At 70.8% G+C, this 13,404-nt stretch carries 10 protein-coding genes; all 10 read right to left on the bottom strand.

Features of this window, described 5'->3' with window-relative positions:
* Positions 1-42 precede the first annotated feature (42 nt).
* Positions 43-1,620: an ABC transporter substrate-binding protein gene (locus tag Drose_RS12945; RefSeq protein ID WP_260728424.1), complete on the bottom strand. Its 1,578-nt coding sequence runs from the start codon at positions 1,618-1,620 to the stop codon at positions 43-45.
* A gap of 114 nt (positions 1,621-1,734) precedes the next feature.
* Positions 1,735-2,916 carry a lipid-transfer protein gene (locus tag Drose_RS12940; protein WP_260728423.1) on the bottom strand — a complete coding sequence of 394 codons (1,182 nt, stop codon included), beginning with the start codon at positions 2,914-2,916 and terminating at the stop codon, positions 1,735-1,737.
* 1 nt (position 2,917) lies between these two features.
* Positions 2,918-3,343 (bottom strand): MaoC/PaaZ C-terminal domain-containing protein, encoded by a 426-nt coding sequence (locus Drose_RS12935; RefSeq protein WP_260728422.1) that lies wholly within the window; start codon positions 3,341-3,343, stop codon positions 2,918-2,920.
* A gap of 85 nt (positions 3,344-3,428) precedes the next feature.
* A complete protein-coding gene (locus Drose_RS12930; protein ID WP_260728421.1) occupies positions 3,429-4,544 on the bottom strand; it encodes an acyl-CoA dehydrogenase family protein in 1,116 nt (371 codons plus the stop codon).
* The gene (locus Drose_RS12925) at positions 4,544-5,569 is read right to left on the bottom strand and encodes a bifunctional MaoC family dehydratase N-terminal/OB-fold nucleic acid binding domain-containing protein (protein ID WP_260728420.1); all 1,026 of its coding nucleotides are present in this window, start codon (positions 5,567-5,569) and stop codon (positions 4,544-4,546) included. The genes Drose_RS12930 and Drose_RS12925 overlap by 1 nt, the downstream gene beginning before the upstream one ends.
* Positions 5,566-6,750, bottom strand: coding sequence for an acyl-CoA dehydrogenase family protein (locus tag Drose_RS12920; RefSeq protein ID WP_260728419.1), 1,185 nt, complete (start codon positions 6,748-6,750; stop codon positions 5,566-5,568). Before Drose_RS12920 ends, Drose_RS12925 begins: the two co-directional genes overlap by 4 nt.
* Positions 6,751-6,807: 57 nt before the next feature.
* Positions 6,808-8,505, bottom strand: coding sequence for an AMP-binding protein (locus Drose_RS12915; protein ID WP_260728418.1), 1,698 nt, complete (start codon positions 8,503-8,505; stop codon positions 6,808-6,810).
* An 89-nt stretch (positions 8,506-8,594) separates the two neighbouring features.
* Positions 8,595-9,743 carry a CaiB/BaiF CoA transferase family protein gene (locus Drose_RS12910; protein WP_260728417.1) on the bottom strand — a complete coding sequence of 383 codons (1,149 nt, stop codon included), beginning with the start codon at positions 9,741-9,743 and terminating at the stop codon, positions 8,595-8,597.
* Positions 9,740-11,380: an AMP-binding protein gene (locus Drose_RS12905; protein ID WP_260728416.1), complete on the bottom strand. Its 1,641-nt coding sequence runs from the start codon at positions 11,378-11,380 to the stop codon at positions 9,740-9,742. Before Drose_RS12905 ends, Drose_RS12910 begins: the two co-directional genes overlap by 4 nt.
* An 84-nt stretch (positions 11,381-11,464) precedes the next feature.
* Positions 11,465-13,036: an ABC transporter substrate-binding protein gene (locus Drose_RS12900; protein ID WP_260728415.1), complete on the bottom strand. Its 1,572-nt coding sequence runs from the start codon at positions 13,034-13,036 to the stop codon at positions 11,465-11,467.
* Positions 13,037-13,404 lie beyond the last annotated feature (368 nt).

Below are 13,404 nucleotides of genomic sequence, written 5' to 3'. Positions count from 1 at the left end.
GACCACCCGGCGGCGACACCACCGGGTGGTCAGGAGCGACGGTTACTTCTTGACGGCGATGTTGCGCAGATCCCAGATGCCGATGTTCGACATCGGGATGTTGTCAATGCCGACGATGTTCGACTTCGCGACGTTCGCGTTGGTCTGGTTGCACAGCGGCAGGAACCAGACCTGATCGAGCGTCGTCTTCCAGATGTCGTGGTACAGCGGGGCGCGCTTGTCCATCGACAGCATGGGGTTGGCCGCCTCGGCCGCCTTGGCCTCGATGAGCGAGGGGTTCGCGGCGAGCTTGTAGGTGTTGAGCAGGTAGGTGTTCACCGTCGCCGCCGGGTCGGCCTTCGGGCTCCACGACGTGCCGACCATGAGCTCGAAGTCGCCGGCGATGAAGCGCGGCTCGTTCTCGGTGTTGGGCACGGGGTTGAGCGTCGCGTCGATGCCGACGGCCCGCAGCGACGCCTGCACGACGTTGGCCGGCTGCTCGGCGTTCGTGCCCGCGGCGAAGGTGACGGTCACCTTGGCGCCACCGGCCTTTTGCACCAGGGCCTTGGCCTTGTCGACGCTGAACTCGTACGGGTAGGTGTAGTTCGGCAACCGGCTCGGGTCCGTCTCGGGGACGAGCTGGCGCGTCGGCGTGCAGGTGCCGCCGAAGAGCGCACTGATCGCCGCCGGGTCGACCGCGTGGGCGATCGCCTGGCGGACCTCGAGCTTGCCGACGTCGCCCTTGTTGGCGCGCAGGTAGACGCCGACGAGGTTCTTGAACTTCACCTCATGCTTCTGCAGACCGCTGCCCGGGGTGACGATCTTCTGGACCGTGGCGATCTCCGTGGCCGAGCTGAGCGGTGCCAGGTCGATCTGGCCGCTCTGCAGGCCGTTGAGGCGGGCCGCGGCGTCGGGCACGCGCTGCAGCTCGATGCCGCCGAGGCGTCCGACGTTCGGGTCCCAGTAGCTGTCGGCCCGCTTGAGGACGAGCTTCTCCTGGGGCACGAGCTCGGTGGCGATGTACGGGCCGGAGCCGGCGGTGCCGGGTTTGTTCTTGATGTCGACACCGTCCTTGATGGCCTTCGGGCTGACCATCATGCCGGCCGTGCCGGTGAAGGACGCGGGGAGCTGGACGCCTCTGCCCTTGACCAGCTTGAGGCGCACGGTCGTCGCGTTGACGACTTCGACCGACTCGATGTCGGCGAGGTCGCCCTTGAGGGTCGAGCCCTGGAGGGTCTTGCCCCGCTCGATGTTGACCTTGACCGCCTCGGCGTCGAACGGCGTGCCGTCGTGGAACTTCACGTCGTCACGCAGCTTGAGCTCCAGGACACTGCCGTTTTCGACGAAGCTCCACTCTTTGGCCAGGCCCGGGACGACCTTGTCGTCCTTGTCGAGCATGGTCAGCCGGTCCCACACGAGGAACAGGTAGCCCCAGGCGCCGTAGCTCGTCTGGAGGGCCGGATCGAGGTCGCGCAGCGGACCCGCCGACGCGAACTTGAGCACGGCCGATGTGTCGATCTCGCCTCCGGAACCGCTGCTGCTGTCTGTGGGGCTGTTGCTGCTGCAGCCGGCCATCACGGCGAGCGCCCCGATGGCCATCAGCGCGATGACGCGCTCCCGGGTCTTGTTGATGAAACCCATTATCAACCGTCCAAACACGAGCCGAATCGATCGAGAGAGGGGTGCCGCCCGCCCGGCGGTTGCCGGGCGGGATCCGCGGGGTGGTGACCACCGGGCGCTCGTGCGCCCGGCGTTTCACCCGTCCGCGGACAGGATCAGTGCACTGGTTGGAACTCCGACGCCCGCCGTCACAAGGACGTTGCGGACGCCGTCGGGCTGGTTGGTCGAGGTCCCCCGGACGAGCCGGACGCCCTCCGCGACGCCGTTCGTGCCGTGCAGGTAGGCCTCACCGATCTGGCCACCGTGGGTGTTCGTCGGCAGCGAGCCGGTGACCTCGAGGTTGCCGTCGGCGATGAAATCCTTGGCCTCGCCGCGGCCGCAGAAGCCGTACTCCTCGAGCTGGTTGAGCACGTAGGGGGTGAAGTGGTCGTAGAGGATCGCCGCATCCATGTCGGCGGGTCCGAGGCCCGACTGGGCCCACATCTGCTGGGCGCAGAGCTCGACCTCGGGGATCCGGGTCAGGTCCGCACGGTAGTAGCTGACCATTTGGTACTGGTCCGGTCCCATGCCCTGGGCCGCCCCGACGATGTAGGCCGGGGTGGAGGGCAGGTCTTTGGCGCGCTCGGCGCTGACGATGACCATCGCCTGGCCGCCGTCGGTCTCCTGGCAGCAGTCGAAGAGGTGCAGCGGCTCGGCGATCCAGCGGGAGGCCTGGTGCTCCTCGAGGGTGAGCGGCTTGCCGTAGAACCACGCGTGGGGGTTGTTCGCGGCGTGCTTGCGGGCGAGCACGGCGACCCGGCCGTAGTCCTCGCTGGTCGCGCCGTACTTGTGCATGTAGCGACGGGCGAACATCGCGGTGTGCTGGGCCGGGGTGAGCAGACCGTACGGGTTGACCCAGGAGCGGTACTCGTTGTCCGAGGTGGCCTGGGTCTTCGCCGGAGGCGGCCCCTGCCCGAAGCGGACGCCGGAGCGCTCGTTGAAGGCGCGGTAGGCCACGACGACGTCGGCGATGCCGCTCGCGACGGCCATGGCGGCCTGCTGGACGGGGGCACAGGCGCCGCCACCGCCGTAGGGGATCCGGGAGAAGAACTTCAGCTCCGGGATGCCCAGGCTGCGGGCGACCATGTTCTCCGGGTTGGTCTCCATGGTGAAGGTCGTCATGCCGTCGACGTCGGCGGGGCGCAGGCCCGCGTCGGCCAGGGCGGCCACGACGGCCTCGACGGCCAACTGCAGCTCGCTGCGGCCGGAGTCCTTGGAAAACTCCGTCGCGCCGATGCCGACGATCGCGGTGCGACCCGACAGGAAGTTGTCCGTCACGTCACTGCTCCGTTCCGCGGGGCAGGCGCACGGTCACCTCGGAGATGGCGTGCGCGCCCTTGCTGTTCATGCCACGCACCGCGACGCGCACGGTGTCCTGCTCGAGGCCGACGACCTCACCGGTCAGCCGCATCGTGTCGCCCGGGAAGTTCGGCACCCCGAGCCGGGTGCTCAGACGCACCATGCGCGCGGCGGGGCCGGCCCAGTCGGTGACGTAGCGGCCGACGAGCCCGTTGGTGTTGTTGATGCTCATGTAGGTGTCGGGGGTACCGCGACGCTCGGCCTGGGCCGGGTCGTGGTGCACGTCCTCGTAGTCGCGGGTCGCGAGGGCGCCGGCGACGATGAGGGTCCGGGTCAGTGGGATCTCGAGCTCCGGCAGCGTGTCGCCGATGCTCACCTGCTCGATGGTGATCTGTGTGCCGCTCACGACGCCTCCTCCGCAAGCTCCGGCGACGCCGCGAGCATCAAACTGTGCTTATGGCGAGCGGTCCCTCCGCTACGCTCCGGGCCGCTCACAGTTGCTCCCCCGCGTCGACGAGATCCGCGAGCTGCTGGAGGTGCCAGGCCCCGGAGCCGGCGGTGTTGGCTAGCTGGGTGGTCCAGAGCATGTAGCGGTGGATCGGGTAGGTGACGTCGGCACCCATGCCGCCGTGCACGTGCTGCACGGTGCGCGCGACGCGGTCGCCCGCCTCGCTGGCCCAGTACTTCGCGACGTGTACGGCCGCGCGGGAGGGCCGCTCGGTCGTCTCGCGCCAGAGCGCGTTGAGGTAGGTGACCTCCATCGCCTCGGTGTCGATGTGGCAGTTGGCGATCTGGTGTGCGACGGCCTGGAAGGTCGCGATCGGCACACCGAACTGTTCGCGGCCCGAGGTGTAGTCGGCGGCCTGGCGCACGGCGGCCTGGCTGATGCCGGTCTGCAGGGCGGCCAGGGCGATCCAGACCTGGCGCAGCAGCCAGTCGACCCGGTCGTCCTCGGGGCCCTCGGCGAGCGGTTCCGCGGCGGCGCCCTCGAGGTGCACGTCGGAGGCGAGTCCCCGGTCGGTGCGCTCGAAGGTGTCGAGGCGCACCCCGGCGCCGTCGGTCGGCACGAGATAGAGCCCGACCGTGCCCTCCTCGTCGGCGGCCGGGACGATGATCGCGTCGGCGAGGTGCGCCGAGCGGACGCCGACGGCGGTGCCGCTCAGGGTGGCTCCCGCACCGCCGGACCGCGCACGGACGCGGGCGCCGTACGGCCGGGCGTCGGCCAGGTCCTCGACGGCCACGGTGAGGACCGCGTCCCCGGCGGCGACGCGGGGCAGCCACTCGGACTGCTGCTTGGCGTCGCCGTAGCGCACCAGCGGCAGGACGCCGCCCACGAGGGTCTCCCACAGCGGGACGGTGCCCAGCGTGCGGCCCTGCTCGACGAAGACCCCGGCGATCTCCGCCAGACCCAGCCCGGCGCCGCCGTACTCCTCGGGCACGATCAGCCCGAGAGCGCCGGACTCGGCCAGGTCGCGGTGCAGGACGCGGTCGAAGCGCTCCGAACCGGCCTCGATGTCGAAGAGGCGCTGCGGGTCACCGTTGCGCGAGAAGATGTCGCGCGCCAGGTCGTTGACCGTGACCTGCTCCTCGGTGAGCTGGAAGTCCATCAGTTCCTCTCCTCTTCGGTGCGCTCCGACGCGGAGGTCGCGGCCCGGAAACGCGGCAGCGTGAGGTTCTCGTCGTAGTCGAGCCAATCGACCTGTACGGGCAGGCCGATCTCGACCTCGTCGGCGTCCCCGACGAAGTCGGCGACGAGGCGCGTGCCCTCCTCGAGGTCGACCAGCACGACGGTGAGCGGGTAGTCGTACCCGGGGGCCTTCGGGTGGTGGCTGACGACGTAGCTGTGCACCGTGCCCCGGCCGCTCGCCTCGACCTCGTGCCACGCGTAGGAGTGGCAGGACGGGCAGATCGGGCCGGGCGGATGGCGCAGTGTGCCGCAGTCGGTGCAGGCCTGGATGACGAGGCGACGCTGGGCGGCTGCCTCGAACCAGAAAGCGTTGTCGCGCAGGATGAACGGCTTGTGCCGCAGCGCCGGGTCGGCGGCGGCCGGCGCCGCGGGCTTGGCACCGCTCGGGTCGAAGCGCAGGATACGGAAGCGCTGGCGAGCCACGACCTCGTCGTCCTGGTCGGTGTAGGTGCGCAGCGTCGTGATGAAGTGGCCGGTGCCCAGACCCGTGGTCTTGCGCGGGGAGACGTCCTCGATGATCGTCGTCATCTTGATCTCGTCGCCCAGGCGCAGCTCGCGCACGTACTCGTGCTCGTCGTTGGTCGCGACGACCCCGACGAAGCCGGCCTCGGCGAGGATCGCGAGCAGCCGGGCCATGGGGGTGTCCGGCGTGGCGCCCGCGGCGGCGGCCATGTGGGCCTTGTAGCCGACCATGAGCCAGGTCGACAGCATCGGCGGCGGGGCGACGACACCCTCACGGCCGGCGTCACGGGCGGCCCGCTCGTCGACGTAGATGGGGTTCTCGTCGCCCATCGCCTCGACGAAGTGGCGGATCATCGCCTGGTTGACGGCGTCCTGAGCGTAGCGGGTGGGCGTGGCCTCGAGGCCGCGGAACTCGCGCAGGCGGGCGAGGAACGCCTCCTCGTCGGTGGTGTCGGGGGCCGGGGTGTGCGTCGTGGTGCTCATGCGGACCGTCCCTTCCGGGGCATGCCGAGGCCGGCGACCGCGATCATGTCGCGCAGCACCTCGTTGGTACCGCCGCCGAACGTGTTGATGTAGGAGCCGCGGGTGTAGGCCTCGAGCTGTCCGCCGAGGACGGCGTCCGGGGCGCCGGGACGCCGGGTCGCGCGGGGCCCGACGACGGAAACGAGGCTGCGGCAGACCCGGTCGTGGGTCTCCGTGCCGTAGACCTTGGCGACCGACGCGGCGGCGGGGGCCGGGTTCTGACCCTCCTCGACGACGGCGATCTTCCAGTTGAGCAGGCGCATCGCGGTCAGCTCGGCGTAGTCCCGGGCCAGTTCCGTGCGCACCCACGGCCTGTCGAGGACGCGGATCCCGTCGGCGTCGGGCTCGGCGGCCCACGCGGTGATGTCGGTCCAAAGCTGCTCGGTGCGTCCGCCCATGGCGGCCAGGCCCACTCGCTCGTGACCGAGCTGGCCGGTGATGAGGCGCCAGCCGCCGTTGACCTCACCGACGAGGGCCTCGGGGCCGACGCGCACGTCCTCGTAGTAGGAGGCGTTGGTATGGGTGATGCCGCTGGTGGCGATCGGCGTGCAGCTAAAGCCGGGGTCCGACGTCGGCACGATGAGGATGGTGATGCCCTTGTGCTTCGGGGCGTCGGGGTCGGTGCGCACGGCCAACCAGACGAAGTCGGCCTGGCTGACGCCGCTGGTGAAGACCTTCTGGCCGTTGATGACCCAGCCCCCCTCGGGGGTGGCCTCGGCCTTGGTGCGCAGCGAGGCGAGGTCGGTGCCGGAGCCCGGCTCGCTGTAGCCGATGGCGAAGATGACGTCGCCGGTGAGCATGCCCGGCAGGTAGGTGCGCTTCTGCTCCTCGGTGCCGTAGCGCATCAGCATCGGGCCGATGTTGCTGATGGTGACGAAGGGGAACGGCGCCTGGGCGCGGTTGATCTCGTCGAAGAGGATGTACTGGTCGAGCGGCGGGCGCCCCTGGCCGCCGAACTCCTTGGGCCAGCCGAGCCCGAGCAGGCCGTCCTTGCCGATCTGGCGGACGATCTCGCGGTAGGCCGGCCGGTCCTCGTTGGTGCCGCCGAGCGCCTCCCGGACCTCGGGTGTGAGCAGGCGCGCGAAGTAGGCGCGCAGCTCCCGGCTCAGCTCTCGCTGCGCTGGGGTGTACTCCAGGAACATGGATGTCCTCTCTCGGGGCGTGGGGCGCCAGTCGGTGTGTTCGGCGGGCCGGCCGGGTCAGGTGGGCGGCAGGAGCGCGGTGCGCCCGTTGTCGGCGAACTGCTGTTCGAGGTCTCTGACGTCCGCCGCCGTGAGCGGGCGGTACGCGGTGGACGCGCCGTCCCGGATGTACACGGGGTCGGTCGTGGCCCAGGCGGCGCGGCGCAGGACCTGCTTGGCGACCTTGCTGTTGCCCGTGGTGGGGATCTCGGCGACGATTCGCACGAAGCGGGGCCGCCATTTGGTGCCGAGGTCGGCCTGCTCGTCGAGGAAGGCGGTGAACGCCTCGGGGTCGAAGCTGGCGCCGCCACGCAGTTCGAGCACGCACATGACCTGGTCGCCGGTGCGCGGGTCGGGCACGGCGAAGACGGGGGCGAGCGCCACCCGATCCCAGCGCTCGATGATCCGCTCGACGGACGCGGCGGCGAAGTTCTCGCTGTCGACGCGGATCCAGTCCGAGGAGCGGCCGGCGAAGTAGAAGTAGCCGTCGGCGTCGCGGTAGGCCAGGTCGCCGGACCAGAAGTCCTCGCCGCGGACCCGCTCGGCGGCGGCTTCGGGGTTCTTGTAGTAGCCCTCGAACCGGGCAGCCAGGCCGACTCCGACGAGCTGGCCGATGGCCTCCTCCGCGTTGACGAGCCGTCCGGTCTCGTCGAGCCTGGCCGGCGGGCACTCCAGCCCGGTGGCCTCGTTCATGACCTTGATCTCGGCGCCGGCGACGGCCACGCCGAGCGCCTCGTCGGGCGTCTCTGGGGTGCGGTTGATGCGCATGACGCCCTCGCTGGAGCCGTAGCCCTCGGAGACGACGACACCGAAACGCTCGGTGAAGCGGGCGATGTCGGCGGCCGAGGCCTCGGTGCCGACGGCGCGACGCAGCGTGCTCGTCGCGTCGCGCGGGTCGACCGGCTGGGCCAGGACGTAGGCGAGGGCCCGGCCGACGTAGTTGAAGTAGGTGACGCCGTGCTCGTGCACGTCGCGCACGAAGCCGGACGCGGAGAACTTGCGGACCATGCAGATCGTCGCGCCGCAGACCATGGCGGGCCCGAGGTTGAGCATGACGGCGTTGCCGTGGAACAGCGGCATCGCCAGGTAGCTGACCGAGTCGCGGGTCAGCTCGGTGCGGGCCAGCAGCGCCTCGGAGACCGCGGCAAGGCGCCCGTGCGAGCAGATGACCGCCTTGGGTGCCCCGGTCGAGCCTGAGGAGAACATGAGCAGCAGGTTGGCGTCGGGGTCGACCTTGTCGGTGGGCATCGGGGCACCGGCGTGCCGGGCCAGCCAGGCGGCGTACTCCGGGGAGTCGATGTTGCGCACCTGCTCGGCGGGGATGCCCAGATCGAGCCCGTCGACGAGGCCAGCGAGGCGGTCCTCGGTGATGAGCAGGTCACAATCGGTGTGCCGCATGTCGTGGGCCAGCTCGGCGCCGCGTCGGGTCGGATTGATCCCGACGACGGTGGCGCCGGACAGCGCGGCCGCGCAGATCCAGTACACGTAGTCGGGGGTGTTCTCCAGGAGCACCCCCAGGTGCAGCGGCTTGTCCTCGGGCCAGGGTACGTCGGCCAAGGCGGCGGCGCGGTCGGCGGCTTCCTGCACGACCTGGCCCCAGGTGATGATGCGGCCCTCGAACAGCAGGCCCGGGTGATCGTCACCCGTGCGCCCGCGCACGATGTCGGCGAAGACGGCGAGTCCCGACGTTCGGGCTACCGGGGTCTGGGGTGTCATTGACGTTCCGTTTCGTTCGTCGTCGACAACGGATCAGCGACGGCAAGCAAGCGCTTGGTTGAGATCGTAGGGTGGGGTGTGAAGGCAGGTCAAGGCCCTGACAAGGCTTCCCACGGGTGCTCCGCGGCGAGCGCCGAGCGCACCCGGTCGGTGTCCTCACCACGGCGCCGCGGCGCCCGCGGGATCCCGGCGGGCGTCCGCGAGAAGCGGGGCACCGGGGCCGGCTGGACGACCCCCTCGACCTCGACGACGGCCCGCCGGGCACGCACCTGCGGGTGCTCGGCCGACTCGGCGATGTCCAGCACCGGGTGCACGCACGCGTCGATGCCCTCGTAGACGCTGGTCCACTCCTGCCGGGTGCGCCCGGCGAAGACCGTCCCGATCCGCTCGGCCCAGCCGGCCCACCCCGACTCGTCGAACTGCCCCGGCCCGTCCTCCGGATCGAGGCCGAGGGTGAGCAGGAACGTGCGGTAGAACTTCGCCTCGATGGCCGCGACGGACATGAACTTGTCGTCGGCGGTGCGGTACACCCGGTAGAAGTGCGCCCCGCCGTCGAGGTAGTTCGTCCCACGGGTGAGGTTCCAGGCGCCCCGCGCGAGCATCGAGTGGATGACGACGGTGAGCAGCGCGCTGCCCTCGAGCATCGAGGAGTCCACGAGCTGCCCGCGCCCGGAGGAGGCGCGCTCGTGCAGGGCCGCCAGGATGCCGAAGGCAAGCACCATGCCGCCGCCGGCAAAGTCGGCCAGGTACATCGGCGGCACGACGGGGCCGGAGTCGGGCCGGCCGATCGTGTCGAGCACCCCGGAGACGGCGATGTAATTGAGGTCGTGCCCGGCGGCCGCGGCGAGGGGACCGTCCTGGCCCCAGCCGGTCATCCGCGCCACCACGAGGCGCGGATGCCGCTCGGTGAGCTCGGCTGGATCCAGGCCGAGACGTTCGAGCACCCCGGGACGGAACGGGTCGAGCAGCACGTCCGCGTCGGCGAGCAGCCGGTGCACGAGCGGCCGGTCGGCCTCGGACTTCAGGTCGAGCGTGACGGTCGTGCGACCACGGTCGATCGCGTTGACCTGCGCGCGCTCCCGCCGGTCGGGTTCGCCCGGCGGATCGACCCGTACGACCTGGGCACCGAGGTCGGCGAGCATCATCGTCGCAAAGGGCACCGGCCCCTGCCCACCGAGCTCGAGGACGCGCAGGCCGGCCAGCGGACCCGCGGACCGCGGGCCCGGGGTGGCGTTCACGACTGCTCCCCGGTGCCGGCCGCGACCGAGGTACCGGTTACGGCGCGGGGGTCCGTGCTCCACGTCTGCGGGGTCACACCCTCGTCGCGCAGGACCCGCTTGAGGATCCGCCCGACGGCGTTCTTGGGCAGCTCGGTGCGGACCTCGATGTGGGAGGGGACGGCGTACCGCGGGACCCGCGGGTGCAGCCACGCGAAGAACTCCGCGGGGTCGATCTGCGCGCCGGGCGCGGGCACGATCGTCACCTTGAGGTCGTCCTCGGCCAGGGGGGACGGGACCGCGTGGACGGCGACCTCACCGACGGCCGGGTGGGCCGCCACGATGCCCTCGATCTCGAAGCTGGAGATGTTCTCGCCGCCGCGGCGCAGGTAGTCCTTGCCGCGGTCGACGAAGTAGAGGTATCCGTCCTCGTCCAGACGGCCGTAGTCACCGCAGTGGAACCACAGGCCCCGGAAGACCTCGAGGGTCTTCTCCGGCTGGCGCCAGTAGCCGTTGAACATGATCGCCGGGCGGGTGGGGCGGGCGACGATCTCGCCGACCTCGCCGACGGGCAGCGGGTTGTCGTCCTCGTCGACGATGCGCACCTCGAAGGACTCGTTGACCTTGCCGGCGGTCCCGGCGCGGTACCCCCCGGGCGGGGTGAGCGTGATCAGGCTGGCCTCGGTCATGCCGTAGGCGCCCGAGCCGACCCGCTCGACGCCGAACCGCTCGGTCCAGCGAGCGGCGAGGTCGGCGGTGACCGGCGAGCCGGACACGACGCGAAGCTGGCCGAAGGCCTTGCGGGCAGCCTCGGACTCGGGGGCGCCGGCGATCATCGGCAGCATCGAGCCCATGAGTGCGGCCATCGTCGCGCGGGAGCGCAGGATCTCGTCCCAGAAGCCGCTGACCGAGAAGCGCTGCGCGAGGTCCATGGCCGAGCCGAGCTGGAGCGAGCCCACGACGTGCCCGACGGCCGCCATGTGGAACAGCGGCATCGCCGACCACAGGACGTCACCGGCCTGACGCTCGAGGTTCTCGTGCATCTGGCGGGCCATGTTCGCCACGAAGCCGTGGCTGACCATGCACGCCTTCGACAGTCCGGTCGTGCCGGCCGTGTAGATGAGGTGACTGGTGGCGTACGCGTCGAGGTCCGGGGTCGTCGTCAACGCCGAGCCCTCGGCGACGGCGGCGTCGAAGTCGATGACCTCGGTGGCCCAGGCGGGCACCGCTCCCGCGGCCGGTCGACCGGCCGCGGGAGCGCCGACGAGCACCGGCACCCGCAGCGCGGTGCCGGCGAGGGCGTCGTCCATGACGGGCACGAACTCGTCCTCGAGGATCATCGCGATCGGTTCGGCGTCGTGCACCTGGTGGGCCAGAATGGGGCCGCGGTTGCTCGTGTTGAGCGGGACGACAAAACCGCCGCAGAGCGTCGTCGCCCACCAGGCGAGCAGCGCCAGGCGGCCGTTGCGGGCGAGGACGACGACGCGGTCGCCGGGGCCGACGCGGTCGGCGAGGAACCCGGCGAGGCGACGCGACGCGGCATCGAGCTCAGCCACGGTGAACGGGGTGCCCGCGAGGGTGAGGGCGAGGTCAGGCTGCTTCTCGAGCACGCGGGACAGCGCGGCCCAGAGAGGGGCGGCTGCGGCGGGGCGGGTCACTGGCTCTGGCTACCTTTCTTCGGGCTTTCTTCGGGCCGGCCGGCACGGCAGGCGGCCGGCCGGCCGACGGTGGAGTCCGGGCGCTCAGCCCTTCGTCATCGCAACGGTGCGCAGGTCGAACAGGCCGAGGTTGGTCCACGGCAGTTGCTCGGCCCCGACGACCTTCGGGGAGGCGATGGTGGCGTTGGTGAGGTTGCAGATCGGAATGAACCACGCCTCGGCGAACATCTGCTCCCAAAGCTGGTGGTACTGCTTGGCACGCTCCTCGACGCTGGAGCGGGGGTCGCCGGCCTTGGCCGCGATCGGGGCGATGGCCTCGGGGTTGGTGGCGAGCTTGTAGTTGCCGGTGAGGTAGTTGTTCACCGTCCCCGCCGGGTCGAGGCGCGGGTTGAAGGTGTTGGACACCTCGAGCTCGAAGTCGCCGGCGATGAAGCGGGCCTCGGTCTCGGAGTTCGGCGTCGGGTTGAGCGTCGCGGTGATGCCGGCCTGGGACATGGCGGCTTGCATGGCGGTGGCGGGCTGCTCGGTGTTGGTGCCGGCGGAGAAGCTGACCGACACCTTGGCCCCGCCCACCTCGGCGATGAGCGCCTTGGCCTTGGCCAGGTCGAACTCGTACGGGTACTTCGCCGCCGGGTCCGCCCACGGGCTGTTCGGGTAGATGCTGCGGGTGGGCGTGCACGTGTCGGCAAAGAGCGCCTTGATGGCGGCCGGGTCGATCGAGCGCGCGATCGCCTCACGGACCCGCTTGTCCTTGAGGTCGCCCTTGTTGGCGCGCAGCAGGATGCCGAGGACGCTGCGGAACGGGCGGGTGGTCACCTTGAGCTGGCCGGCCTGGCCGAGTTGGCGGGCCTCGGTGATCTCGTTGGCCGAGGAGACGAAGCTGAGGTCGGTCTGACCGTTGATGACGCCGTTGATTCTGGTGGCGCCCTGCGGGACCCGGGTGATCTCCATTCCGGCGAGGCGCCCGGCGTTCGGATCCCAGTAGGTGCCCTTGGCGCGTTTGACCACGTACTTCTCGTTGGGCACGAACTCGGTGACGACGTACGGACCCGAGCCGGCGTCGCCGGGGGCGAGCTTGAGGTTGACGCCGTCGGCGATCGCCTTGGGCGAGACCATCATGCCGGCGGCCGTGGCCAGGGCCGACGGGAGCACCGCGCCGGTGCCCGGCTTGAGGTTCAGGCGCGCGGTCTGCGCGTTGACGACGGTGACGCCGGTGATATCGGCGAGGTCCTGCTTGATGGTGCTCGTCGACAGCGTCTGACCGCGCTCGATGTTCACCTTGACGGCGTTCGCGTCGAAGGGTGTCCCGTCGTGGAAGGTGACGTCGTTGCGCAGGGCGAGCTCGAGGTAGGAGCCGTCCGCGGCGAAGGTCCACGAGGTCGCCAGGCCGGGGACGATCTGGTCCTTGGAGTCGACCATGGTGAGCCGGTCGTAGATCAGCGTGAGGTAGGGATAGCCGCCGGGGGCCAACTGGGCCGGGTCGAGATTCTGGAACGGTGACGAGGCCGTGACCCGCAGGACGGCGTTGGGGTCGATCTCACCCGTCGTGGCGCCGGGGTCGCCGGCCGGGTTGCCGGAGCAGGCGCCGACGGCGAGGGTGGCGAGCAAAGTGACGGCGGCGGCGGCGAGGCGTCGGCGGTGTGGAAGACGAGACATGGTGTTCCTTTCCGGGCCTGCGGTCCGAGCCCGGGAGCGGCTCCGCGGCCGCGGCGGGGTCCCGGGGTCCGGGGTGGCGGGTGGTGTCGCCGGGTCGTTCGGCGGTGGCCATGAGAGGCGCGGTAGTTGCGGCGGGTGGTGGATGGGCGTCGGCGGCGTGGTGTGCGTGCCTGGAGCCCATCGGTGTCCCCCGAGGCTTGCCGGGGTAAAGCTACCTCGCGAGCCAACCAAGCGCTAGTTCGGGAACACCATAGGGACACGTCGCGGGTGCGTCAATGGGCGCGACACCACCGCGGCCGACGGGGCGACGACGCCGGGGCGCAACCGTTGTCAGCGCGCCACCGGGTCGCTAAGGTGTGATCAAGCAA

Origin of the sequence: Dactylosporangium roseum (assembly GCF_025264685.1) — a bacterium.
Lineage (GTDB): Bacteria > Actinomycetota > Actinomycetes > Mycobacteriales > Micromonosporaceae > Dactylosporangium > Dactylosporangium roseum.
This window is presented reverse-complemented; position numbering and strand designations above follow the sequence as displayed.

Coding starts and splice junctions, on each gene's coding strand:
- Drose_RS12945 (WP_260728424.1), bottom strand. CDS start 1,620: ATGGGTTTCATCAACAAGACCCGGGAGCGCGTCATCGCGCTGATGGCC.
- Drose_RS12930 (WP_260728421.1), bottom strand. CDS start 4,544: ATGGACTTCCAGCTCACCGAGGAGCAGGTCACGGTCAACGACCTGGCG.
- Drose_RS12925 (WP_260728420.1), bottom strand. CDS start 5,569: ATGAGCACCACGACGCACACCCCGGCCCCCGACACCACCGACGAGGAG.
- Drose_RS12920 (WP_260728419.1), bottom strand. CDS start 6,750: ATGTTCCTGGAGTACACCCCAGCGCAGCGAGAGCTGAGCCGGGAGCTG.
- Drose_RS12915 (WP_260728418.1), bottom strand. CDS start 8,505: ATGACACCCCAGACCCCGGTAGCCCGAACGTCGGGACTCGCCGTCTTC.
- Drose_RS12900 (WP_260728415.1), bottom strand. CDS start 13,036: ATGTCTCGTCTTCCACACCGCCGACGCCTCGCCGCCGCCGCCGTCACT.